The organism is Bordetella genomosp. 7 (genome assembly GCF_002261415.1).
Taxonomy (GTDB): Bacteria; Pseudomonadota; Gammaproteobacteria; order Burkholderiales; family Burkholderiaceae_B; genus Bordetella_A.
The window spans coordinates 1-25,558 of sequence record NZ_NEVI01000013.1 but is presented as its reverse complement, the minus strand read 5'-3'; the positions used below and the strand labels follow the sequence as shown (position 1 = coordinate 25,558).

The 25,558-nt window shown below is 62.6% G+C and carries 14 protein-coding genes; 13 read left to right on the top strand and 1 reads right to left on the bottom strand.

The annotated features are described in order from the left end of the window. Positions 1–99 precede the first annotated feature (99 nt). The 4 genes from ugpA to CAL18_RS06425 all read left to right on the top strand — a co-directional run bounded on the left by ugpA (position 100) and on the right by CAL18_RS06425 (position 4,061). Positions 100–981 (top strand): sn-glycerol-3-phosphate ABC transporter permease UgpA, encoded by an 882-nt coding sequence (ugpA, locus tag CAL18_RS06440; RefSeq protein ID WP_026641334.1) that lies wholly within the window; start codon positions 100–102, stop codon positions 979–981. A 17-nt stretch (positions 982–998) separates the two neighbouring features. Further along, positions 999–1,826 (top strand): sn-glycerol-3-phosphate ABC transporter permease UgpE, encoded by an 828-nt coding sequence (gene ugpE / locus CAL18_RS06435; RefSeq protein ID WP_026641333.1) that lies wholly within the window; start codon positions 999–1,001, stop codon positions 1,824–1,826. A gap of 36 nt (positions 1,827–1,862) precedes the next feature. Further along, positions 1,863–2,951, top strand: coding sequence for a sn-glycerol-3-phosphate import ATP-binding protein UgpC (locus tag CAL18_RS06430; protein ID WP_026641332.1), 1,089 nt, complete (start codon positions 1,863–1,865; stop codon positions 2,949–2,951). A 534-nt stretch (positions 2,952–3,485) separates the two neighbouring features. Beyond that, positions 3,486–4,061 carry an REP-associated tyrosine transposase gene (locus tag CAL18_RS06425; RefSeq protein ID WP_094817549.1) on the top strand — a complete coding sequence of 192 codons (576 nt, stop codon included), beginning with the start codon at positions 3,486–3,488 and terminating at the stop codon, positions 4,059–4,061. Between the two features lie 394 nt (positions 4,062–4,455). Here the strand turns inward: CAL18_RS06425 and CAL18_RS06420 are convergent, their stop codons facing one another. Beyond that, complete coding sequence (locus tag CAL18_RS06420) at positions 4,456–5,064, bottom strand: RBBP9/YdeN family alpha/beta hydrolase (RefSeq protein ID WP_026641331.1); 609 nt, start codon at positions 5,062–5,064, stop codon at positions 4,456–4,458. Between the two features lie 212 nt (positions 5,065–5,276). On the opposite strand from CAL18_RS06420, the gene CAL18_RS06415 reads away from it, so the two are divergent. The 9 genes from CAL18_RS06415 to CAL18_RS19960 form a co-directional block, all read left to right on the top strand. Next, on the top strand, positions 5,277–6,404 hold the full coding sequence (locus CAL18_RS06415; RefSeq protein WP_094817548.1) for a branched-chain amino acid ABC transporter substrate-binding protein: 1,128 nt from the start codon (positions 5,277–5,279) through the stop codon (positions 6,402–6,404). 563 nt (positions 6,405–6,967) lie between these two features. Then, positions 6,968–14,614, top strand: a complete 7,647-nt coding sequence (locus CAL18_RS06410) for a type I polyketide synthase (RefSeq protein WP_094817547.1) — start codon at positions 6,968–6,970, stop codon at positions 14,612–14,614. Positions 14,615–14,619: 5 nt separating this feature from the next. After that, entirely contained in the window at positions 14,620–15,966 is a 1,347-nt protein-coding gene (locus CAL18_RS06405) for an aminotransferase class I/II-fold pyridoxal phosphate-dependent enzyme (protein WP_026641328.1), read from the top strand. Between the two features lie 115 nt (positions 15,967–16,081). Next, the gene (locus tag CAL18_RS06400; protein ID WP_026641327.1) at positions 16,082–16,327 is read left to right on the top strand and encodes a hypothetical protein; all 246 of its coding nucleotides are present in this window, start codon (positions 16,082–16,084) and stop codon (positions 16,325–16,327) included. 338 nt (positions 16,328–16,665) lie between these two features. Beyond that, a complete protein-coding gene (wecB, locus tag CAL18_RS06395; RefSeq protein ID WP_026641326.1) occupies positions 16,666–17,805 on the top strand; it encodes a non-hydrolyzing UDP-N-acetylglucosamine 2-epimerase in 1,140 nt (379 codons plus the stop codon). 6 nt (positions 17,806–17,811) lie between these two features. Further along, positions 17,812–19,077: a UDP-N-acetyl-D-mannosamine dehydrogenase gene (wecC, locus tag CAL18_RS06390; protein WP_026641325.1), complete on the top strand. Its 1,266-nt coding sequence runs from the start codon at positions 17,812–17,814 to the stop codon at positions 19,075–19,077. 165 nt (positions 19,078–19,242) lie between these two features. Beyond that, positions 19,243–23,403, top strand: coding sequence for a glycosyltransferase (locus tag CAL18_RS06385; RefSeq protein WP_094817546.1), 4,161 nt, complete (start codon positions 19,243–19,245; stop codon positions 23,401–23,403). Between the two features lie 51 nt (positions 23,404–23,454). Next, entirely contained in the window at positions 23,455–25,278 is a 1,824-nt protein-coding gene (locus tag CAL18_RS06380) for an alpha/beta hydrolase family protein (protein WP_141217751.1), read from the top strand. 190 nt (positions 25,279–25,468) lie between these two features. Beyond that, positions 25,469–25,558 (top strand): transposase (locus tag CAL18_RS19960; protein ID WP_349290273.1); only part of this gene is annotated, 90 nt, incomplete at its 3' end.

The window sequence follows — 25,558 nt, the reverse complement described above, 5'->3', positions numbered from 1 at the left end:
GCCTAGGTGCGCCGCCGGCCCCGTCCGGGGCGGCGGCTGCGCCCGGCATGCAGCAAGGCGGCGCGGCGCGCCGCCGCTGTTTCACACCGGCGAACATCCATGGAAAAACGCGTTGTCTTCCGGCACAAGACCCTGCCCTATTTGCTGCTTGCGCCACAGATTGCCGTGACGCTGGTGTTTTTCTTCTGGCCCGCCGGCCAGGCCATGTGGCAGTCCATGCAACTGCAGGACGCCTTCGGCCTGTCGTCTGAATTCGTCGGCCTGGCCAACTTCATCGATTTGTTCCGGCAACCCGATTACCTGGACTCGTTCCGCGTGACGGCCGTCTTCTCGGTGCTGGTGGCCTTCGTGGGCCTGGCCGTATCGCTGCTGCTGGCGGTCATGGCCGACCGCGTCATGCGTGGCGCCGGGCTCTATAAAACGCTGCTGATATGGCCATACGCCGTCGCACCGGCCGTGGTGGGCGTGCTGTGGCTTTTCCTGTTCTCGCCGTCCGTGGGCATCCTGGCGGTTGCGCTGCACCAGGTGGGGGTGGGCTGGAATCCCCGGCTGGATGGCGGCCAGGCCCTGACCCTGGTGGTCATCGCGGCCATCTGGAAGCAGATCTCGTACAACTTCCTGTTCTTCCTGGCCGGTCTGCAATCCATTCCACGGTCACTGATCGAAGCCGCCGCCATCGACGGCGCCTCGCCGGCGCGGCGCTTCTGGACCATCGTGTTTCCATTGCTGTCGCCCACCACGTTCTTCCTGCTGGTGGTCAACATCATCTATGCGTTCTTCGATACGTTCGCCATCGTCGACACCACTACGCAGGGCGGGCCCGGCACGGCCACCTCCATCCTGGTCTACAAGGTGTATAGCGATGCCTTCCACGGGCTGGATCTGGGGTCGTCGGCCGCGCAGTCGGTGGTGCTGATGGCCATCGTCGTCACCCTTACCGTGGCGCAGTTCCGCTACATCGACCGCAAAGTGCAGTACTGATACAAAGGCTCCCGACCATGGTTGAACGCCGTCCCTGGCTCGATATTCTGGCTCACGCGATCCTGTTGTGCGGCGTGGCGCTGGTGGCGTTTCCGCTGTACGTCACCTTCGTCGCGTCGACACAAACCGCGCAGGAAGTCGCGGCCGCCCCGATGTCGCTGCTGCCGGGGCCGCACTTCGCCGACAACTATGCGCGCGCCCTCGCCAACGCCGGCGTGGGGCGCATGCTGTATGTCAGCCTGATCATGGCCCTGGTGATTTCCATCGGCAAGATCGCCATTTCGTTGCTGTCGGCCTTTGCCGTGGTGTATTTTCGCTTCCCCGGGCGCATGTTCTTTTTCTGGATGATCTTCGTCACCCTGATGCTGCCGGTAGAAGTGCGTATCGCCCCTACCTACAAAGTGGTGGCGGACCTGGGCATGCTGAACAGCTACGCGGGCCTTACGCTGCCGCTCATCGCTTCGGCCACCGCCACGTTCCTGTTCCGCCAGTTCTTCCTGACCGTTCCGGACGAACTGGTAGAGGCCGCCCGCATCGATGGCGCCGGCCCCTTGCGCTTCTTCCGCGACGTGCTGCTGCCCCTGTCGCGCACCAGTATCGCCGCGCTGTTCGTCATCCAGTTCATCTATGGCTGGAATCAGTATCTCTGGCCGCTGCTGATCACCACCCAGGAGAACATGTACCCCGTGGTCATTGGCATCAAGCGCATGATCAGCGGAGGCGACAGCGTCACCGAGTGGAACATCACCATGGCCACGGCCATGCTGGCCATGGTTCCGCCCGCGCTGGTCGTCATCCTGATGCAGAAATGGTTCGTCAAGGGCCTGGTCGACACTGAAAAGTAGCGCCCTCGCCGCCTCGCCCACGCAAAAGATCAATCCATGGCTACTCTCAGCTTTCGCAACGTCAAGAAAACCTATGCCGGCAACGTAGCCGTCATCCACGGCATCGACGCCGACGTCCGCGACGGCGAATTTATCGTGATCGTGGGCCCGTCGGGCTGCGGCAAATCCACGCTGATGCGCATGGTGGCCGGCCTGGAAACCGTCACCAGCGGCGAAATCCTGATCGACGACAAGGTCGTGAACGATCTCGAGCCCGCCGAGCGCGACATCGCCATGGTGTTCCAGAATTACGCCCTGTACCCGCACATGAGCGTGTTCGACAACATGGCGTACGGGCTCAAGATCCGCAAGTTTTCCAAAGAAGACATCCGCAAGCGCGTGCAGGCCGCGGCGCAGATTCTTGAACTGGACCAGTTGCTGGAGCGCCGCCCGCGCCAATTGTCGGGCGGCCAGCGCCAGCGCGTCGCCATGGGCCGCGCCATCGTGCGCGAACCCAAGGTCTTCCTGTTCGACGAGCCGCTGTCGAACCTGGACGCGAAGCTGCGTGTCGCCATGCGGCTGGAGATTCTCAAGCTCCATCGCCGCCTGGGCACCACCAGCCTGTACGTGACGCACGACCAGGTCGAAGCCATGACGCTGGCGCACCGCATGATCGTCATGCACCAGGGCGTGCCCGAGCAGATCGGCACGCCCATGGAAGTGTTCGAAAGGCCTGCCTCCACATTTGTGGCGGGCTTCATCGGTTCGCCACCCATGAACCTGCTGCCCGTCAACGTAGGCGGCGACGGCACCCTGCAGACGTCCGACGGCGCCGCGCTGGATATTTCCCCCTTGCAAGTGCCCGCCCAGGTGCGGGGCCGCCCGGCCATCCTGGGCATGCGGCCCGAGCACATGCTGCTCAACGCGCAGGGCCTGAAGGCCGAAGTCGAAATGGTCGAGACACTGGGCTCCGAGCAGTTGGTGCACTGCCGTTGCGGCCAGAGCGCCGTCGTCGTGCGCTGCTCTACCCGCCAACTGGCCGAAATGCCCGCCAGGCCCGGCGACCAGATCAGCATAGGCCCCGACGGCCGCCATCCGCTGCATTGGTTCGAACCCGACACCGGCCGCCGCGTCCAGGACACCTGACCCCCGACCGGCTCCCGGCCGACCCACCTATGGCGACCCGCCGGCCTCGGCTACAACAGGCACCCGCGCCACGCGCGGCAACGACGCGGTAACGCGCCACAGGTGTCTGACACCCTTCGGGAGTCAGACACCGCCCTCGCCTCCCGTCACCACACCTCACGCACGGCTCCTATTCCTCGGTGCCTGATTCCCAAAGGGTGTCAGACACCACCGCCGCCCGCACCACACCAGAACACGTCCCCTTCCCTCGGTGTCTGACTCCCAAAGGGTGTCAGACACCACCGCCGCCCGCACCACCCCCAAACACGCCCCCTTTCCCTCGGTGTCTGACTCCCGAAGGGTGTCAGACACCCCCCCGCCCGCACCACCCCCCAAACACGCCCCCTTTCCCTCGGTATCTGACTCCCGAAGGGTGTCAGACACCCCCCATGCACCCACGCGCCTCAATTGCACTCTGGCAAAAGCGCCATCCCTCGTCTTGCTATAGCCACTGGCATAGGTATCGTCGGTCTTCGTCCACGCCGTTGCCATCCCATGCCGAGACCTCCCCGCCTGCTCATCGCAAATCTTCCTTATCACATCGTTCAGCGCGGCCACAGGCGCCAGATCGTATTCGAGTCGGCGGGCGATCACCGCGCCTACTTGAATAACCTACGCCTGTTCAGTCGCAACTTCGGCATCGCCGTACACGCGTGGTGCCTGATGCCAAATCATGTACACCTGCTGCTGAGCCCTACCCAAGATCCGCGCGCATTGTCTGCGTTGATGCAGCGGCTTGCCAGAGCGGCTACCTGCCGGTGGAACGCACGAAAACACACCACCGGCTCGATCTGGGAAGCCCGATTCAAGGCACGGGAGGTACACGAGGAAAAATACCTGCTGGAATGCTGCCGCCATATCGAGCTCAACCCTGTACGCGCAGGCCTGGTCAAAGCGCCGGCGAGCTACCCGTGGTCGAGCTATCGGGAAAGACTGGGTGTAACCCCGCAGCACATGCTGGACCACCATGCGCTATACCTGGCCATGGGCCGGGACGATACCGACAGGCGCGCCGCTTATCGTCACTTCGTCGAAAGCGGGCTGCCGTCGAGCCCCGGCGGTTACCTTTAGGTCCCATCGAAAAGCGTCGCGAAACATCGTCCCGCGACACGGTGTCAGACACCCTTCGGGAGTCAGACACCACAAGACATTGCCCGTGCACGCCGCCCGAGAATATGCGCCAGGTGTCAGACACCCTTCGGGAGTCAGACACCGCAAGACATTTGCCCATGCACGCCGCCCGAGAATATGCGCCAGGTGTCAGACACCCTTCGGGAGTCAGACACCGCAAGACCTTGCCCGTGCACACCGCCGTAAGATATACGTCAGGTGTCAGACACCCTTCGGGAGTCAGACACCGCAAGACCTTGCCCGTGCACACCGCCGTAGGATATACGTCAGGTGTCTGACTCCCGAAGGGTGTCTGACACCAACACCTCGCAAAGCGTTCGCCCGGCCGACCCGCCTATCGCGGCCAGCTGGCCTCGGCTACGGCAGGCACCGGCGGCACGCGCGGCAAGGGCGGGGTAACGCGCCAGACCGCGCGGCGACGCAGCGCCGCCAGCAGTTTCAAGCCCTGCGGCCAGTCGCCGAATCCGCTTTCCGCATTGATGTGGCCGCCTTCCGGCACCAATTCAAAGCGACTGCCCCATGCAGCTGCAAATTCCCGCGCCCGCTCCAGACTGCAGTACGGGTCGTTGTCGGACGCCACCACCACAGACTGAAAACGCAACGAATGCCCCGGAACAGGGGCAAACACCCGCAGGCATTCAGGCATATCGGCCTGTTCCACATCGGCAGGCGCGACCAGCAACGCGCCCGCCACTTTCGCATGCAGCGGCACGGGCAGGTTGACCACGGCCAGGCAGCCCAGGCTGTGCGCAATCAGAAGGACAGGACACTCTGCTGAGTCCACATACGAAGCCACCGCGGCATTCCATACTGCCGGATCGGGCGCTTCCCAATCGGGCTGCCGCACGCGTCGCGCGTGCGGCAGGCAGTGTTCCCAGCGGCTTTGCCAGTGGCCAGGGCCGGAGTCCTTCCAGCCCGGAACGAGGATCGGTTGGAATCTCATGCAGCCAATCATGCCCCGCCGGCTAAAGATCGCAAACGAATAAATCGGCTTTTGCATATATGCCTGGGGGAATAAAGCCAATTGCGTGCCGGCGCCCATTCTGCCCCGATATCCCCCGCAAAACGGCCCGGCTTTCAGGTATGCTTGCCGGCACAAGCCACGCACCGCGCGATCCGCGGACGGCTTATATAACGACGCAAAGGAGATTCCCCATGACACAATCGTTTCGCCTTACTCCGATGCTGGCCGCACTAGGCCTGGCCGTCGGCCTGGGCATTTCGGCCGGTGCGCAGGCGCAAAGCATCAAGATCGGCGTGGTCGGCCCCACCACCGGGCCCGTTACCCAGTACGGCGCAATGGTCCGCGAAGGCGTCGACACCGCCGTCGAACGTATCAATGCCGCTGGCGGCATCGATGGCAAGAAACTCGAAACCGTGGTGATCGACGACGGCTGCGAACCCAAGCAGGGGCCGGTAGCCGCCAACCGCGTGGTCAACGACGAAATCGGCTTTGTGGTAGGCCACGTGTGCTCGGGCGCCACCATCGCAGCCGCCGACATCTACAACAACGAAGGCGTGGTCATGATCACCCCTTCGGCCACGTCGCCCGCCCTTACCGACGGCAAGAACTACGAGTTCATCTTCCGCACCATAGGCCGTGACGACCAGCAAGGCCCGGCCGCCGCCCAGTTCATCCTCGACAAAATCAAGCCCAAGGCGGTCGCCGTACTGCACGACAAGCAATCCTACGGCCAGGGCATTGCCACCGCCGTGAAGGACAACCTCGAGAAAGGCGGCGTCAAGGTCGTCGTGTTCGAAGGCATCAATGCCGGCGACAGCGACTATTCGGCCGTCATTACCAAGCTCAAGTCCAACAATGTGGATTTTGTGTACTACGGCGGCTACCACCCCGAGATGGGCCTGCTGCTGCGCCAGGCCAACGAACAGGGCGTCAAGGCCAAGTTCATGGGCCCCGAAGGCGTGGGCAACCCGGACATCAACGCCATTGCGGGCGACGCCGCCGAAGGCATGCTGCTGACCCTGCCGGCCGACTTCACCCAGAACCCGGCCAACGCCGACATCGTCAAGGCGTTCGAAAGCAAGAAGCGCAACGCCAGCGGCGCCTTCCAGCTTACCGCCTACGCGGCCACGCAAGTCATCGCCGACGCCATCAAGGGGTCCGGCAGCACCGACCCCACCAAGGTCGCGCAATACCTGCACGCCAATACTTTCGACACCCCCATCGGCAAGACTTCCTGGAACAAACAGGGCGACCTGAATGAATTCGAGTTCCAGGTATTCACGTGGCACAAAGACGGAAGCAAGACGGCGTTCAAATAATGATCAGCTGAACCGCCGATCTGTCTTATTGCAAATAAGGCCCCGCGAAGCGGGGCCTTATTTTTGGCAGCAACAGAATTAATTTTTGAATCGTCGCAGAAACTCAAGTGCTGTAACGTCATTCACGGCACGTAGTTTTCTGTAACTCGTGCTTTCACCTGTTGCGCCCTAATTAGCCTAACAATTCGATTATTAAGGCTAATTTGCAACGATTAGAGACGCGGACACTCTCGCTGTTTTGTATCTGATTTTTGCGACGCAGCAGAGTTGCCTGAGTCAACCCCAATAAACTGTAAAATCTTGCCATCTGGTTTGACCCATGAAATGGTGATAATAGGCGCCTCGCTTCGCTTTCGAAGCAAGTCGCCTTTATTTTTTCCGGCGAGGCCAGCATTTCTTACGCCAGCACTTCCCTGCTCGCCATTTATCTTTTTTTATTGGTCTGTTCAACAATTGCCTGTATATCCCGCACGCCCTACGTAATAGCCGGCTGATTTGCCGCCCGCCCGGTAAAAAATAACACCAAGAAATTTCGACAGCTGTTTGTTCGAAGGAAGAAATACATGGCAAAGCGCGTTGCCGTCGTGGGGTTTTCGTTCCGTTTTCCGCAAACCGATACTGAACGGTATTGGCCAGACCTGCTCAACGGTCGTGATCTCGTCACGCAGGTAGAAGCAGATCGCTGGGCGCAAGACCCTTATCTGCACCCGGCCAAAGACCACCCTGGCACCGCATATACCTTTGCTGCGGGGTCTATCGGCGACGTGTCGGGCTTCGACGCGCACTTCTTCGGCATTTCGCCGCGCGAAGCGGCGCTGATGGACCCTCAGCAACGCCTGTTGCTCGAGCTGTGCTGGGAAACCATCGACCACGCAGGCATGCGCCCCTCGGCGCTGCGCGGCAGCGATTGCGGTGTCTATATCGGCATTGCCAGCGCCGACTACGCCTATCGCATGGCCGACGATGTGAGCGCCGTCGACGCCTCGATGGCAACTGGAAATACGTCCAGCATCGCCGCCAACCGCCTGTCGTATGTATTCGACCTGCACGGCCCCAGCATGGCCGTCGACACCGCCTGCTCGTCATCACTGGTTGCCGTGCATCAGGCCTGCCGGGCCATTGTCACCGGCGAGACCAGCATGGCCATCGCCGGCGGCGTCAGCCTGCACCTGCACCCCTACGGCTTCATCACCTTTTCCAAGGCTTCCATGCTGTCGCCGGGCGGCCGTTGCAAGGTGTTCGACGCATCTGGAGACGGCTATGTGCGGTCCGAGGGCGGCGGCCTGTTCCTGCTGAAAGATTACGACCAGGCCTTGGCCGACGGCGACAACATCCTGGCGGTGATCGCCGGCAGCGCCGTCAACACTGACGGACGCAAGTCGGGGCTCACCGTGCCCAACGCCGACGCCCAGATCGCGCTGATGCGCCAGGTGTACGAGCAAGCGGGCATTCCCGTGACCGAGATCGACTACCTGGAGGCCCACGGCACCGGCACCGCCGTCGGCGATCCCATTGAAACCCGCGCGATCGGCGCAGCGCTTGGCCAGCCTCGTGGCCCCGGCAACCCCTTGCCCATCGGGTCGGTCAAGAGCAATCTGGGGCATCTGGAAGCCGCCTCCGGCGTGGCGGGGCTCGTCAAGGCCATCTACTGCCTGCAGCATCGCACCGTGCCGGCCACCATAGGCATCCGCACGCTCAATCCCGCCATCGATTTCCAGGACTGGAACATCGAGATCACGCAACAGAATTACCCGCTGCGCCGCACGGGCACGCTCACCATCGGCGTGAATTCTTTCGGATTCGGCGGCGCAAACGCCCATGTCATCTTGCAAAGCCCTCCTGCGCGCAATGACCAGCAGGCCGATAAGCTGGCAAGCACCGCAGCAGTGCCGGTGGTGGTGTCGGGCAAGACGCCGGAGGCCTTGAAGGCTGCTGCGCACAGCTTGGCCGGCGTGCTGCGCGGCCAACCGGCGCGCACGCTGTACGACGTGGCCTATCACTCCGCCATGCGCCGCGAATGGCACGCGGAACGCGCCGTCGTCTATGGCAACGACAGCGAAACCGTCGCCCAGGCGCTGAGCCAATTCGCCGACGGCGACGCCGCGCAATACAGCGTGGCCACGGGCAGCGCCATACCCGGCGCCCAAGGCCCGGTCTTTGTGTATTCCGGCAATGGCTCGCAATGGGCGGGCATGGGGCGCCAGTTGCTGGCAGAGCCGGTTTTTGCCGAAGCCGTGCACGAAATCGATAACTGCTTTGAACCGCTGGCCGGCTATCGGCTGGCCGACGAACTGGCGCGCACCGACATTGCCAATCAGTACGAACGCACCGAAATTGCGCAGCCGGCCTTGTTTGCCATCCAGGTTGGCATTACCCGGATGCTCGCGCAACGTGGCGTCCAGCCCACCGCCGTGGTGGGCCACAGCGTGGGTGAAGTCGCCGCGGGTTGGGCCTGCGGCGCCCTTGCGCTGACCGACGCGGTACAGGTCATTTTCCATCGCAGCCGCCTGCAAGGCACCACCAAAGGCCAGGGTTGCATGACGGCAGTCGGGGTCGACGGCGCGACCGCCCAGGCGCTGCTTGCCGAACTGCAATTGACCCAGGCGGTGTGCGTGGCTGGCTACAACAGCAGTCGAGGCGCAACGCTGGCCGGCGACCCTGCGGCCATGGCCTCGATCGAGGCCGTGCTGGCCGAACGCCAGATTTTCTACAAACGGCTCGGCCTCGACTACGCCTTCCATAGCGCCGCGATGGACCCCATCAGGTCCGGTTTGCGCAAGGCGCTGGCAAACCTGGCGCCGCAAAGCGGTTACGTACCGTTCTATTCCACCGTTACCGGTCAGCCCATCGACGGCACGGGCCTGGATGCGGAATACTGGTGGCGCAACGTGCGCCAGCCCGTGCAGTTCCAGCAGGCAATCGACGCCCTGGTGCAAGGCGACCAGAACATTTACGTAGAAATCGGCCCGCACCCGGTATTGCGCTCGTATATCAATGACGCCCTGGCTGGCGCCGACCGCAAGGGCCGTGTGCTGCTTACCGCAAGCCGCGGCAATGACGAGCCGGCAAAGATCCGTGACGCAGCCGGGCAGATCCTGTGCAGCGGCGCGCAGATCAGCTGGCAAGATCTCTTTCCCTGGGAAGGCCGCCACATCACGCTTCCCGCCTATCCGTGGCAGCGCGAGCGCCACTGGCATCCCGTCACACCCGAAGGGCTGGGCCAGTTGCAGCGCGCCAAAGTGCACTCTTTGCTGGGCTATCCGGTACGCCAGCACGATGGCGTCTGGGACAACCAGCTCGACACGGCGCTGTACCCGTGGCTGGCCGACCACGTCGTGGGCGACGCTACGGTGTTTCCCGGCACGGGCTTTGCCGAGATTGCCCTGGCAGCCGCCGCGCAGTGGCAACCGGCCGAGTACCTGGAACTCGAAGAACTCGAAATACGCGCACCGCTGCTGCTGGCGGCCAGTCCGTCGAAACGCCTGCGCACCACGCTCGATGCTGCGGATGGCAGCCTGCGCATCATGGCCAAGGATGTCGGCAGCACCGAGCCCTGGACGCTGCACGCGACGGCTCGCATTCTGCGCGAGGCCGGGCCCGCGCTGCTGGCCGAGCCGGCGATCGAATGCCCCGAGCGCGCGCCCGACTTCACTGCCAGCAGTCATGTGTTGCTGACGCAGGCCGTGGGCCTGGAATACGGGCCAGCCTTCCAGGCCATCAAGCAAGGCTGGACGCTGTCGCACGATACCGTCGTGGCCGCGCTCCAAACCGACAACATGCCGCAGCGCGAACTGGAACGCAGCCACCTGCACCCTGCGTTGCTCGACAATGCATTCCAGCTGATTATCCAGTTGTTGCGCGATGATCCTGCCATGAGTCGTGGCGTGGCCTTCGTGCCGGCCAAGATCGGCCGCGTTTCGCTGCGCACCGACGCTGGCGCGCCCGCCTATGCGCGCGCCCGGCTGCTGCGGCGCGCCCCTCATTCGCTGACTGCCGAGTTTGCCCTGTACGACGCTGCCGGCATACAGATCGCGGCTGTGCACGACGTGCGTTTCCGCGGCATACGCCTGGCCAAGTCTTACGGCGAAACGCTCGACTTCCTGGACGAACTGGGCGTGCCCAGCCCGCATCCGCACGACCCTCGCAGCGCCCTCAGCACGCTCGACTCCGCCGCCGCGTCAGACCTGCTTGCCAGCGCCGTTGCCCTGGCCGCGCAACAGGGCACGCACGCATGCTATGCGCAAGAAATCGAGCCGCTGCTCGACAGCCTGTGCGACCGCTACGCCGTACGCGCCTTGCGCGGGCTGGCGCAGAATGCCCCGCACCTGTATGACGAAGCCGTAGAGCGTTGCCGCCAGACTGCTCCGGACGCATCCGCCCTGCTGGATCATCTGCTGGAACGCGCCGCCCAGGCAGGCCTGCTGGAACGCGCGCCCACCGGTTGGACATTCACAGAAGAAGGGCCTGCAACGCCAGATGTCGTCGATATCTGGAACAGCCTGGTGCGCGAATACCCCGATTACGCGCACGTAGTACATGCGGTCGGTCGCGTGGGCTTGCAGCTGGAAAACCTGCTGCAAGGCCGCGCCGACATGAACGCCGTCTGCCCTCCCACGGCCTCTCCGGGTGCTCTGTTGCGGCATCTTCTGGGGGCGCAGGCGCGTGAACAGCTTGGCGGCGCGCTGCGCACGCTGCTCGCCCGCGCACAAACGGCCCTGCCGCCCGGCGTGCGCCTGGGAGTCCTGGAAATCAGCGCCCATGCCCCGGCATTCGCCGAAGACTGCTGCGGGGCGCTGGACTTCGGCATAGCCGATTACCACTATGCCGCGCCCAGTGCCGAAGCATACGAGCGCGCCCAGCGCCTGCTCGAACGCTACCCGGATGCGAGCTGCAGCCAGCTTGAACCGCGGCCGTGCACCCCGGACCAACTTGCCATGCGCGGGCACGACCTGGTCATCCTGCACGCCGACGCCGCATGCGCCGACGATGCCCGGAAAATGCTCGAATATGCGTGCGGCCTTCTGAAATCCGGCGCAACGCTGGTGCTGGTCGGCGCACACCCGGTAAGCTGGCTCGACGTGGTGGCTGGCGCGCGGCCCGATTGGTGGACTGCCGTCACCAGCGACGGCGGAAAAGCCTCGTCCCAGTACACGGCCCACTTCTGGCAAGAGGCCCTGGCGCAACACGGGTGCCCGGTCACTGTGCTGGCCGAGTTCAGCCCCGACACGCTCAGTGGCCCCTACCTGCTTGTGGGCGTCGCACAGACCACAGCCGGCAGCACTTCAACCGCCGACGCCTCGCCCACGACATCCTCCGGATTGCTGCTGCTGGCCAGCGCCGACGAATCCGAAACCGCGCTGGCTCACGCCCTGTCAGAGCGGTTGGCGGCCCAGGGCCATCGTACCCACATTCAACGCGATACAGACCCCGCGGCATTTGCTTCGGCCTACCGCCAGGCCAAGACCCGATTGGGCCAGGTCGACGCCATTGTGCACCTGGATGGCCTGGCACACGCACAGGATGTCTCCGACCCCCAGGCCTTGCTGGCTGTGCAGGTACGCCGTTGCGCGCTGGCTGCCGGCGCCGCGCAGGCGCTGGAACGTGACGGCGGTACGGCGACGTTGTGGCTCGTCACCGCGGGCGCTGCCCAGCACCTGGCTCCCGGAGGCGCCACCGCCACGCCCGGCGACGCGGCGCTGCGCGGATATGGCCGCACCATGATCAATGAGGCAGCCCAGTTCGCCGTGCGCCTGCTGGACCTGCCGGACGCGAGGCCCACGGCCGCCGTGCTGGATGCGTTGGAACGCGAGCTCAGGTGGCCCGATGCCGAGCAAGAAGCCGCTCTCACGCCCCAAGGACACCGTTACGCACCGCGCCTGCGCACGGTCCGCCGCCCTGCAACAGAAAAAGACGCGCCCGGCAGTGTGGGCCGCATGCGCCTGGGTTTCGAGTTCCCGGGGCAGTTGCGCAACCTGCGCTGGGAGACCTGCGAGCCGGCCGAACTAGCCCCCCATGAAATCGAGATCGCCGTCCACGCCACCGGGCTGAATTTCCGCGACGTGATGTACGCCCTGGGCCTGCTGTCCGATGAAGCCATCGAAAGCGGCTTTGCGGGCCCGACGCTGGGGCTCGAGTTCGCCGGCACAGTCTTGCGTGCAGGCCCGGACGCCGGCGGTGACTACCAGCCGGGCGACGCGGTAGTGGGGTTCGGTCCCGCCAGCTTTGCCAACCGCGTGCACACCACAGCAAACGCCATAGCGCGCATTCCGCAGGGCATCTCGTTCGAGGCGGCAGCCACCATACCCAGCACTTTCTTCACGGTTTACTATGCCTTGCATCACCTTGCCCAACTCGAAGAAGGCGAAAAGGTACTGATACACGGCGCCGCAGGCGGCGTGGGCATTGCCGCCATCCAGTACGCGCAATGGCGTGGCGCAGAAATCTATGCCACTGCCGGCACCGCCGAAAAGCGCGATTTCCTGCGGCTGCTGGGCGTGCAGCACATTTATGACTCGCGATCGCTCGCCTATGCCGACGCCATACTGGCCGACACCGGCGGCAAAGGGGTGGACGTCGTGCTCAACTCTTTGGCAGGCGAGGCCATCAATCGCAACCTGCGTGTGCTCAAGCCTTTCGGACGCTTCCTCGAACTGGGCAAACGCGACTTCTACGAGAACACGCGCATAGGCCTGCGTCCGTTCCGCAACAACATCAGCTATTTCGGCATTGACGCCGACCAGCTGATGCACGAACGCCCTGCCCTGACGCGGCGCCTGTTTGGCGAAGTCATGGCCCTGTTCGCCGAAGGCGCGTTGCATCCGCTTCCCTACCAGGAATTCGACGCCAATGACATCGTGGACGCGTTCCGCTACATGCAGCAGTCGCGCCAGATAGGCAAGATAGTCGTCACGTATCGCAATGGCATCCAGTGCGCACACGATGCAGCCCTGCCTGCCGACAACCCGGCGGAGCTGGCCCTGTCGGCCGAGGCCTCCTACCTGGTCACCGGCGGGCTCAGCGGTTTCGGCCTGCGCACCGCCCAATGGTTGGCCGACCGCGGCGCGCGCCACCTGGCGCTGGTCAGCCGCAGCGGCCCTGCGTCCGAAGCCGCGCAGCAAGCCCTGGCCGCGTTGCAGGCTCGCGGCGTGGCTGTCCACGCCGCGGCGTGCGATGTCACCGACGCCCAGGCGCTGGCCAACCTGATGCAGCAACTCGCCGCCGACATGCCGCCCCTGAAGGGCGTCGTACACGCCGCCATGGTGATCGACGATGGCCTGGTACGTGGCGCGACTGCCGAACAAATCGAACGCGTCCTGGCGCCCAAGGTCGTCGGAGCCATGCGGCTGGATGCGGCCACGCGCCACCTGCCGCTGGATTTCTTCATCACCTTCTCGTCCGCCACCACACTGTTCGGCAATCCCGGCCAGGCCAACTACGTTGCGGCCAACGCCTTCCTCGAGGCGCTGTGCCGGCAACGGCGCGCGCAGGGCCTGCCCGCCACTTGCGTGCGCTGGGGCGCCATCGACGACGTCGGCTACCTGGCCCGCAACAAGAAGGTCAAGGATGCCCTGCAAAGCCGCATGGGAGGCGCCGCCCTGGCGTCGGAGTCCGCACTACAGGCGCTGGAAGCGATGTTGCAGGCCGACGCCAGTGACCTGGCCGTGCTCGAGCTGGACTGGCGCGCCCTGCGCCGCTTCCTGCCCAGCGCAGGCACGCCCAAGTTCAGCCTGCTGGCCCGCCGCGCCAGCGACACCGGCGAAGATGACGGCAGCGCGCACGACATTGCCCAGTTGCTCGCCACGCTGGACGACGATGCCCTGCACCCCCTGTTCGTCGACATGCTCAAGGCCGAAGTGGGTGAAATCCTGCGGGTACCGGCCGACAAGATCGACGCCGACGTCTCGGTCTACGACATGGGCCTGGATTCTCTGATGGGTGTAGAGCTGGTCGTGGCGCTGGAAGGCCGCTTCGGGATCCGCCTGCCCGTCATGGCCCTTAACGAGAGTCCGACGCTGACCAAGCTGGCGGCGCGACTGGTCCAGCTGCTGCGTAACGAAGGTGACGCCCCGTCGGGTCAGGACAACTTACTGGCCCAGGTCGAGCAAGTTGCCGCGCGGCACACCGATGAGGTGCCTGCGGAGGCCCTGGCCAAATTCGCCGATGAACTCAAATCGGGCGCGGTTGACGTCCAGCAACGCATGATCCACTAAACATCGTGAGCCAAGCCAAAAAAGGTCTACCCGGTTTATCCGCAAGCCTCAAGGACAAACTTATCCAGCAGGCGCTACAGCGCAAACTGCGCCAGGCGGGCCAGGAACAGGGCTCCCGTTCCGTACCGCTGGCACCCGCACGCAAGGGAAATATCTCCGAAGAGTTCTATCGGTTCGATATGCACCCCGGCTACCGCCAACTGCGCATCATGAACGAGGGCGCCGCCCGCATGGGCGTGCGCAGCCCCTTTTTCAAACTGCACGAAGGTACCGCCGGCGCCGACACCCGCATCGGCGGCAAGAGCTACGTCAATTACGCCAGCTACAACTATCTGGGCATGTCGGGCGACCCTGTCGTACAGGCCGCCGCCCGCGAGGCTATGGAGCGTTATGGCACTTCGGTGTCCGCCAGCCGCCTGGTATCCGGCGAAAGGCCCATACACCGGGAGCTCGAGCAGGCGCTTGCCGAGTTATACGACGTCGACGACGCGGTCGCTTTTGTCAGCGGCCACGCCACCAATGTGTCGGTCATCGGCTACCTGTTCGGGCCTCGCGACCTGATCCTACACGACGAATTCATTCACAACAGCGTATTACAAGGCGCTCAATTATCCGGGGCACGCCGCCTGCCCTTCGCCCACAACGACTGGGCCGCCCTGGACGCGATACTCGACGAGCAGCGCCATCAGTTCGAGCGCGTGCTGATCGTGCTGGAGGGTCTCTACAGCATGGACGGCGACTTTCCCGATTTGCCACGTTTTGTCGAGATCAAGCGCCGCCACAAGGCGTTCCTGATGGTGGACGAAGCCCATTCACTGGGCGTCATGGGCAAGCGGGGGTACGGCATACGCGAGCACTTTGGGCTGGCCGGCAAGGACGTAGACATCTGGATGGGCACGCTCAGCAAGACATTGGCGGGCTGCGGGGGCTACATCGCCGGCGAAGCCGCCCTGGTCGAGCACCTGAAATTCCTGGCGCCCGGATTCCTGTACAGCGTAGGGATGCCGCCAGCCGTCGCCGCCGCATCGCTGGCGGCGCTGCGCAGGATGCAGGAAGTCCCGGAGCGGGTGGCCGCCCTGCAGGCGCGCGGCAGGTTCTTCCTGCAGCACGCCAGAGCAGCGGGCATCGATACGGGAAGCAGCGCCGGGCTTGCAGTCGTGCCGGCGATTACGGCCAGCTCGCTGAAAGCCGCGCGCCTGTCGGCCGCGTTATTCGAACACCAGATAAATGTGCAGCCGATTCTGTACCCTGCCGTGCCGGAACAGACAGCGCGGCTGCGATTCTTTATCAGTTGCCTGCATTCTGAATCCCAGCTGACACGCACGCTGGAAATATTATCCAAAATAATATAACCAACTGTAGTTTGCATAATGGCGCCGTAACACCGCCACACATATCAAACGAAGCGTAAATCCTCTCCAAGCCGAATTGCTTTAATCTACACCCCAATCATTTTGAGGAGAAGCAATGATCGCTCGGAACAAGCAAACCATCCCTTCGTCCCGATCCAACAAGGATATCGCCCTGGAGCTGGTAAAGGCCATGCTCGAAGGTGGCGCACTCGACGCCACCAGGGAGGGGGACGAGTGGAAAGACAAGTCACTGCAGAGCAAGGCACGCCTGGATGCCTCTTACGTTGCAAATCTGTATTTTTTTACGTTGCAGCGCCTGGAAAAGGCCGATGAACCAAAATCGGGAATTACGGCCGCATAACGCCACTCTTTGGTGCATTTTCCCAAGTCGCGCGGCACCCCTTAATGTATTTTTGTATTTCTATTGTAGCGCTGTTTTATTGGGAAAATTTGCAAATCGTATCGTTACCCCGCGCAACGCAGTAACAAGTACGCCCCAGAGGACGCTTTTAGCTACATATAGTGCTTAGTTTTTACATATTTTACGTAACAGAATGGGCACATTATGCCCTTTTCTTTTTTCGCCAGTCACGCTGCTGAAACGCAGTTGGCCAATTATGGCGGTCGAAGCTTTTTATTATCTGCGCGCGCTACGACGTTCTGCGGGTAATTAAAAATAAACCCCTACAGTGAGAAAGCATGACGAAGGTGTTAACGGTATTCGGCACGCGGCCCGAGGCAATCAAAATGGCGCCGGTCGTAAACGCATTGGTGGCAGAAAAGGCCATTCAGTCCCGGGTTTGCGTCACGGGTCAGCATCGGCAAATGCTTGACCAGGTACTGGACCTGTTTTCCATCAAGGCCGACTACGATTTAAACGTCATGCGCCCGGGACAAGACCTGTACGGTATCACCAGCACCGTCCTCGAAGGCATGCGCGACGTCCTGCAGAATTTCCAGCCGGACTACGTCCTTGTTCACGGCGACACCACCACCACCCTCGCGGCCTCGCTTGCCGCTTTTTATGCGCGTATTCCGGTCGGCCACGTCGAGGCGGGTCTGCGCACTCGCAATATTTACTCGCCCTGGCCCGAAGAGGCCAACCGGCAACTGACCGGCCGGCTCGCCAGCGTGCACTTTGCGCCAACGGAACAGGCGCGGCGCAATCTGCTCGACGAGGGCGTGGACGACTCCACGATCAGGGTTACCGGCAATACAGTCATCGATGCCCTGCTCGCCACGCAGGAAAAGGCCAGCCAGGATCGTGCATTGCAGGAACAACTGCACGCGCAATACCCTTTTCTTGCGAAGAACAGCCGCATCGTGCTGATTACCGGGCATCGTCGCGAAAACTTCGGCGATGGTTTCCAGAATATCTGCGAAGCCATACGCGCGTTGAGCGAAAAATACCCGGATATGGATTTTGTCTACCCGGTCCACCTGAATCCCAACGTTCGCGAACCGGTGCATCGCCTGCTCAACCGGCTGGGCAATGTGCACCTGATCGAGCCGATGGAATATCTGCCATTCGTGTACCTGATGCAGCGGAGCTATCTCATCCTTACCGATTCGGGCGGCATACAGGAAGAAGCTCCTTCGCTGGGAAAACCGGTGCTGGTCATGCGAGACAACACCGAACGCCCAGAAGCCGTCGAAGCGGGCACGGTTCGGATGGTTGGCACCTCCGTGGAACGAATCATCGCCGGCGTCAGCGAGCTGGCCGATCACCCAGAAAGTTACAAACGCATGGCGCTGGCGCATAACCCCTATGGGGACGGCCGCGCTGCGATACGCATCGTTGAAGCGATCCTCGCCTCCTCCCCTGGTAAACAAGGTTGAACACAAATGAATGACAACTCCACCCAAACGGTGTCCGTCATCGGACTCGGGTACATTGGCCTGCCAACAGCCGCGATGATCGCGTCCCGCAAGGTAAAGGTCATCGGCGTCGACATCAATCAGCACGCCGTTGACACCATCAACCGTGGACGTATCCACATTATCGAACCCGGTCTGGAACGCATTGTTCAATCGGTCGTATCAGAAGGTTATCTGCGCGCGACCACCAAGCCGGAGCCAGCCGACGCTTTTCTTATCGCCGTCCCTACTCCATTCAAGGATGATCACGAGCCCGACGTTTCGTATATCCGGGCCGCGGTCGAAGCGATTGCGCCGGTGCTGAACACGGGCAACATCATTATTCTGGAATCGACATCTCCGGTCGGCACGACGGAACAAATGGTCCAGTGGTTGTCCGAGCTGCGGCCCGACTTGAAGTTGCCATTGCAGGGCAGCGTCGAAAGCGACGTCTACGTCGCCTACTGCCCAGAGCGCGTGCTGCCTGGCCAAGTGGTCCGGGAACTGGTCGAGAACGACCGCATCGTCGGCGGCATCAACCATATTTCGGCTCAGAAAGCCAAAAGCGTCTACCAGATTTTCGTGCAGGGCCAGTTGCTCGAAACGAACGCGCGCACGGCTGAGATGTCGAAGCTGACGGAAAACGCATTCCGCGACGTGAACATCGCGTTCGCAAATGAGCTTTCGCTCATTTGCGACAAGCTTGACATTAATGTCTGGGAATTGATCCAGCTAGCGAACCACCATCCAAGAGTCAATATCCTGCAGCCGGGCGCAGGCGTTGGCGGTCACTGCATCGCCGTAGACCCCTGGTTCATTGTCAGCAAAACTCCCGAGCAGGCGCGAATAACTCGCACCGCCCGTGAAGTAAACGATGGCAAGCCCGACTGGGTAGCCGCGCAGATCCTCGCGGCGATTCACAGCAAAGTCGTGGCTGGCCAAGATGAAGAGGATGTCACCGTCGCCCTGCTCGGACTCGCATTCAAGCCGGATATCGACGACCTGCGCGAAAGCCCGGCCATGCATATCGCCGAGAGGCTGCATGCCAAGACCCGAGCCAGGATCCTGCTGTGCGAACCCTATATCGAGGAAAAACCTGCCAACCTGGCTGGCGAGCTGGTGTCACCTGAAGCGGCTGTAGAGCGCGCCGATGTCGTGGCATTGCTGGTCAAGCACTCGCCGTTCAAGGAAGTGGATTTTTCCCGCTACGAAGACAAGGTCGTCATCGACGCCGTAGGGCTGCTGCACAAGTAAGCCGCATTTGTTGTTTTCATTACATTCGCGAGCCGCCTTCAGCTGCATCAGCTCAGTCGGCTCGCTTTAGCGTTTTTGCCTTTAGTGCCCAACCGGCCGCGCTGCGCAGTTTCACCGGTTGTTGACATACACGGAGTCGAAGTGAGCGGAACTACCTCGCATGATATGCCGATTGAAAATCCAGGCCTGCTGGATATAAGCAGATCGGACTGCCACGCGCTGTTAGCACTGTCCCACATCGGCGCGTTGGCCGAGTTCGACCGCAGTGTGGCAACCGCACTGGATGGCTCCCGCGTTCTGTTCGTCGGGACGAAGTCGCATCCGCTGGCCAAGGCCTTCAGCCGAACCTCTGCAACCCTCAAGTTCACCACTACCAAAAGCCTGGACCAGTCGGACAAGCCTCTGCACGAGTTTGACGCCGTCGTGATCACGCGCAGCGACCCCAACAGCGAGGTCGCCGCGCAACAGGTAATGCGGGTGGCAGAACGCGTGCGAAAGAACGCGTTCCTGCTCCTCAGGTTGCCTGCGATTTCACCCTATCCTGTCTGCGCGTCCCTGGCTGCGCTGCAGGCTCTGCACTTCCTCGACTATAAAGAAGGCGAGTTGCTGTGCATCGGCGGCGGCGTCGAGGGCAAGCTCGGTGAAATCGATTGGCATCGTGTCGCGGCGGTTTCCGCCGCCGCCTTCGACGAACGCCAGCAAAAGATCACCGTGGCCCTGCGCAGCTGGCAACGGGCAAAATCGCAGGTCTCCGCTACATCGGAAGTGCAGCTGGTCGAGGCAGCCGCCTCGCGCGCCGTCTCACAGGAAAGCAAACTGCAAAAGGCACTGGATGCGGCGCTGGACCGCAATTGGCGTCTCGAGACCACGCTGAACTCGGTGTACCAGACAGACTCCTACCGCATCGGCGCCGCATTTGTGCAGGCCAGCCAGTCATGGCAAGGCTTTCTCAAGCTGCCGCTCGCGCTTTATGCGGTCCTGCGCGACGGTCGCCGCCGGCGTGCCTCGAAGAAGCTGGGCATCCGCAAGCACTGGGAAGACGGCCTGGCCAGCCTGGCCACGATCGATCCCATCAAGCTCAAACCCGATTGGCTGGCCAAGGTGCAGGCCGCGCTGGCCAACCACGACAACGCCCAGGTACACCACTTAATTGGCAAGCTGTCCCGCTCGCGCGGCATGCAGCAGGCAGTGAACTATCTGCTGGTCGGCAAGGTGTTCCGGGCGCAGGGCCTGCACGAAGAAGAGTTCCAGCTAAGTCGGCTGGCCCGCGAAATCTCGGAAGACGAGCCAGTGTTGCGAGGGTGTTTCTGGGCCGCCATATTTTCCAATAAGGTCTCCGCCGCGTACCGCGTGGCGCAGGACCTGTATGCACGCTACGAAGGCGACGCGGCGGTACGCCGCACGCCGTTCTATCGCAATATCCAGCGTCATCCGGTCAATGTGCTGGGTCTGTTCAACGATGTACCCGTGGTAGAGCAAAGCCTGGCATCCGTCTCGCCGGTGCCGAACCGCGTAGTCTACTTTGCCCATAACGCGCTTCCTCTGTCTACGGGCGGCTATGCCGTGCGCACCCACGAGATTGCCCGCGCGCTGACGCGCGAAGGCTTCGACGTGCACGTTGTGACGCGTCCGGGTTACCCCAGGGACATGGTGTCGCACGGCAACATCCCTGCGCCGGACAAGGCCGTGCAGATCGACGGAGTGCACTATCACCAGATTCCCAAGCCGCTGCGCAAGAGCGCCAAGTACAGGGCCGGGCTGCAGACGGCCGAATACCTGCAGCGCGCCACGGATGCCATTATCGACAAGCTGCTCGAGCTGGCGCCATCCACCGTGGTTGCCGCGTCCAATTATGTCACCGCCCTGCCCGCCTATCGTGCGGCCAAAGCGCTCGGCCTGACCTACTTCTACGATATCCGCGGTTTCTGGGAGATCACCAAGGCCTCCAAGGACCCCGCCCATGCGCAAACCTTCGATTACGCGCTGGACCGGGAAATCGAATCCACGCTCGCGAAATCGGCCGACCGCGTCTACGCGCTGTCCGAGCGCCTGAAGCATGAACTGGTGAACCGCGGCGTGGCCGAAGAGAATGTCGGCCTGCTGCTCAGCGCCGGCAACCCCGAGACCTTCGCTTCCGGCGGTGTGGACCCGTCGATGAAACTGCGCCTGGGCATCCCCGTCGATCGGCTGGTCATCGGCTATGTGGGCACCTTTGCCTCCTACGAAGGACTGGAAGATCTCGTCGTGGCCTGCGCGCGGCTGAAATCCCTGGGCCATGAGTTCCGGCTGCTGCTCGTAGGGGGCAGCAACACAATGGCCAGCGATGCGGACCCCGCCATCGCCGAACTGCGCCGAAGCGCCGAAGCCCATGGCATCGCCGATTGGCTCGTCACGCCGGGCCGGCTTCCGTATGTTGACGTGCCCAGGATCTATACAGCCATCGACGTCTGCGCCTTCCCCCGCCGTTCCCAGCCCGTAACCGAACTGATTTCGCCCATCAAGCCGATCGAAGCCATGCTTGCGGGCAAGCCCCTGATTGCCGCCGACGTGGGCGGACTGACAGATCTCGTGCAGCCCGACGTCAACGGTGTGCTGTTCGAGAGCGGAAACGTGGACGACCTGGCTGGCAAACTGGCAGGGTACCTGACCGATGAGCAGGCGCGCCGTACCCTCGGAGAAAACGCCCGCCGCTGGGTGCTGGACAATCGCACCTGGAACACCACCGTCAAGGAATTCGCTGCCGACATCGGCCAGATACGGCGCCAGACGATGCGCGCCAAGCTGGCCTCGGACGGCTCCTTCCTGCAGGCGCTCAATCCGTCCGCCCTGCGCGCGCGCCACCGTCCGCTGTCGACTGAACTCGCGATATTCCGCGAACTCTTCGACGCTGCGCGCCACCAGGGCAAGCAGAACCCGATCCTGCCGACATCGAAACGACGCTCCGTGTACTTTCTGCACAGCAGTCTGCCGCACCTGTCCGGCGGCTATGCGACGCGGGCACATGGGCTCATCACCGGGATCACGCAAAGCGATTGGGACATCCGGCCGTATACGCGCCCCGGGTTTCCCAAGGACATAAAATCGGCGAACCGCCTGCTTACGTTTCCGGCCGTCGATGTTATCCAGGGCGTGAATTACCGACGAATTTTCAATGGTGAAGACCGCATGCGGGCCAGCGAACTGGCATACATGCTGTCAATGGCGGACGAGTTCTACCAGGTGCTCGTGCAGGAGCGCCCCACCCTCGTCCATGGCCGATCCACCTACTTGACGGCGCTGCCCGCCATGCTGGCCGCCACGCGGGCCGGCCTGCCTTTCGTCTACGAGGTATCGGGGCTTTGGGAACTGGTACACCAGTCGCGCGACACCTCCGGCGAAAAGACCGACCTGATCGAGCGCATCCGGGAACTGGAGAACTTCACTTTCTCCAAGGCGCAGGCGTTGATCACCCTGACCGACGACATGATGACCGAGCTGACGGGACGCGGAGTGCCCGACGGCCATATCACCCTGATTCCGAACTGCGTAGACCCCGAGAAGTTCGTGCCGCGCGAACGCGACCAGGCCCTGGCATCGGCCATCGGCATTTCACCTGGTACGCCGGTCATCGGATACATCGGTTCATTTGTCGACTACGAAGGCCTCGACGATCTGCTTTCCGCGTCCCGGATCCTGCTGCAGCAAGGGCTCGACTTCAAGGTCTTGCTGGTTGGCGATGGCAATGGCAATCATGAGGAACTTGCCAAGGAACTCGGCGACAGCGTCATCCTGACCGGCCGGGTGCCTCATGAAGACATCGCCCGCTATTACTCGATCCTGGACGTCATCGTCTACGCGCGCAAACCCTGGGAAGTGTGCGAAACAGTGTCACCCATGAAGCCTTTCGAGGCGCTCGCGCAAGAAAAGGCCGTCATCGCCTCTAGCGTGCGCGCGCTTGCCAATATCATTCACGACGGCTCCACCGGCCTGATTTTCCAGAAGGGCAGCATCGAAGATCTGGCGGAAAAAATACGTACCTATGTCAACAACCCAGACCTGCGGCAGGAGCATGGACGAAAGGGTCGCCAATGGGTGATCGACAACCGCAGTTGGCGCAGTGCCGGCGCGGACGCTGTGCGCGTATACGGCCAGGCTCTGGAGCGCCACGAGGCCCCCGCCGCTGCCGACGCCCAGGCCCTCCGGGCCAACGGCCACACCGGCAAGCCGGCCGGCGCGCACGAGCTGGTCGGCATCGAATTAGATGGACAGGCTGCCCCTGCCGCACGCAGCCAAGTCCGTCATGCGCACGAGGCCAACGTGTCTCCTGTACCCCAGCTGGAAGGCTAGGACCCCGCAAAGCGCCAATCCTGGCCCGATACCTACATTGAGACAAATCGGATGATTACTACTACGACTCGCCCCATCAAGCCTGGCTATGCTCCGCAAATGTTCGACGCCACTGCGAGGCATGAGCCTGATGACCTGGGCGGCCTCGAGGAAGGCAGCTACCAGGCGCGCATCGGCGAATTGCAGATCGACTTCACTCTGTCCCAGACTGACCACGCGGCAAAACGTCTATTCGTGATTCTGGCGGGGCAACAGCGGGCTGACGCGGAATGGCCGCTGGAGCAACTGCCACGGAAATTCACCAATCTTCCCGGCACGACAGTCCTCGTCAATGACCCCACACTGGCGTTGACGGCCAGGCACGCTATCGGATGGTTCTTCGGCAGCCGCGAGCAGTCAGGGATCGTATCCCTGTCGCTGCTGGTCGACAGCCTGCGGCAGCGACTGGGAGTCGACAGGCATCGCATTTATATCGTCGGAGAGGCCTCGAGTGGGCTGGCCGCCATTCAACTGGGCTGCAGAATAGGAGATTGCTCGGTCATTTCGATCAACCCGCATACTGATATCCGGCTCTACAACCGCGCCTACGTCGCCGACTTTTTCGCCCACCTGGCCGTGAGCGACCCTTCTGTGCAATCGGCCGACCTGGAGTTCAATACGCGCCTGTCCGCCGTCGACGCCTTGCGTGATTCTCAGGAAACGCGCGTGATGTATTACGAAGGCCAACACAATGCAGACAAGCCCAACCGGCATTTCCAGCACTTTTGCCGCGAATTCGGCATTGACGAAGACGAACAGCTGAGCGATCTCGGCACGCTTCAAGTCATTCGCTCGAACGACGCCGCGGAGGCACCGGTCGGGTTCCGGCAACTGATGTCCCGGGCCATCAAACTGGCGGAACGCACCGCGGCCAAACCGGTACGAAGCACGGCGGTCGAAGAAGTCGCACCCGCCGCCCGGCGATCGGGCCCCAACCCGTTCCTCACCAAACTTGCGCCGCCGGATACGCTCGTGGCTCACCCGTGGGGAGTCTGCGGATCGCTCAAAGAACTGGATTCGACCAGTATCCAGAATGGCCGCTTCGTCGTACGCCACCGCGGCGGCGAGTTTCAATGTCTGCTGAACATCAAGCCGGATTCGAACAAGCTGTTCGTGATGCTATGCGGTGCGACGAACCGCCGCTTCGCCCACCCGGATTTCCACCGCGTCAGCTGGGCGCCCGAAATTCCCGGCTCTACGCTTTATGTCGCCGACCCCACACTGGGTGTGACCCGCAAACTCTCGCTGGCCTGGTACGTGGGCACACGCGATAACGACTGGGGCACGGGGCTGGCAGAAATGGTGCGCGCCGTGGCGGGCAAGCTGGGCCTGGGCACCGACTCCGTGATCACGTATGGGTCGTCGGGCGGCGGATTCGCGGCCCTGATGACGGCCGCCCGCCTGGGCGACGCCACGGCGGTCGCGATCAATCCACAGACACACGTGCTCCAGTACCACCCCAAGAACGTGCGCACCATGTTGCTTTCGAACTTCGGCACCTCCGAATACGAAGAACTGCCGCCGTCACTGGTCAGCCAGCGGTTTGACGCCATCCGGGCGTTCCGGGATGCGCCCAAGGCCAAGCTGCTTTATCTGCAGAACGTGAATGACATCCATCACTATGAGGAACACTACCTGCCGTTCTGCGAAAAACTGGGTCTGCCGATATACGGCGGGGTGAAAGATGGCCACCTGGAAACCTGGCCGTACAAAGATGCGCATGGGCACCGGGGCGAGCCCCCTGCCCTGGTGCCGGATATCCTTGCCAAGTCGATTGCGCTGAGCGACATCAGGGTCGTCGTCAGTACGCGCCAGCGTACGGATGCCATCTTCTGAGCCGGCCAGCCCGCATCAATATGCAAAGTGTGCTCACCTGGCTGGGCCAGCGGCTTGCCAAGGGGCCCGATCCGCAGGCCCGGTACGCCAGCGTTCGTGTCGGGCTGGTCAGCGATGACCTCGTAGGGTCCCCCTCAGAGTAGACGTCAGCCGGTAGAATTTCGGAGCCTCCTTTCCATCGGAGACTCCCTTGAAGAAAAGCAGATTTACCGAAAGCCAGATCGTTGCGGTGCTCAAAGAAGGCGAAGCCGGCATCCCGGTCGTCGAGTTGTGCCGCAAG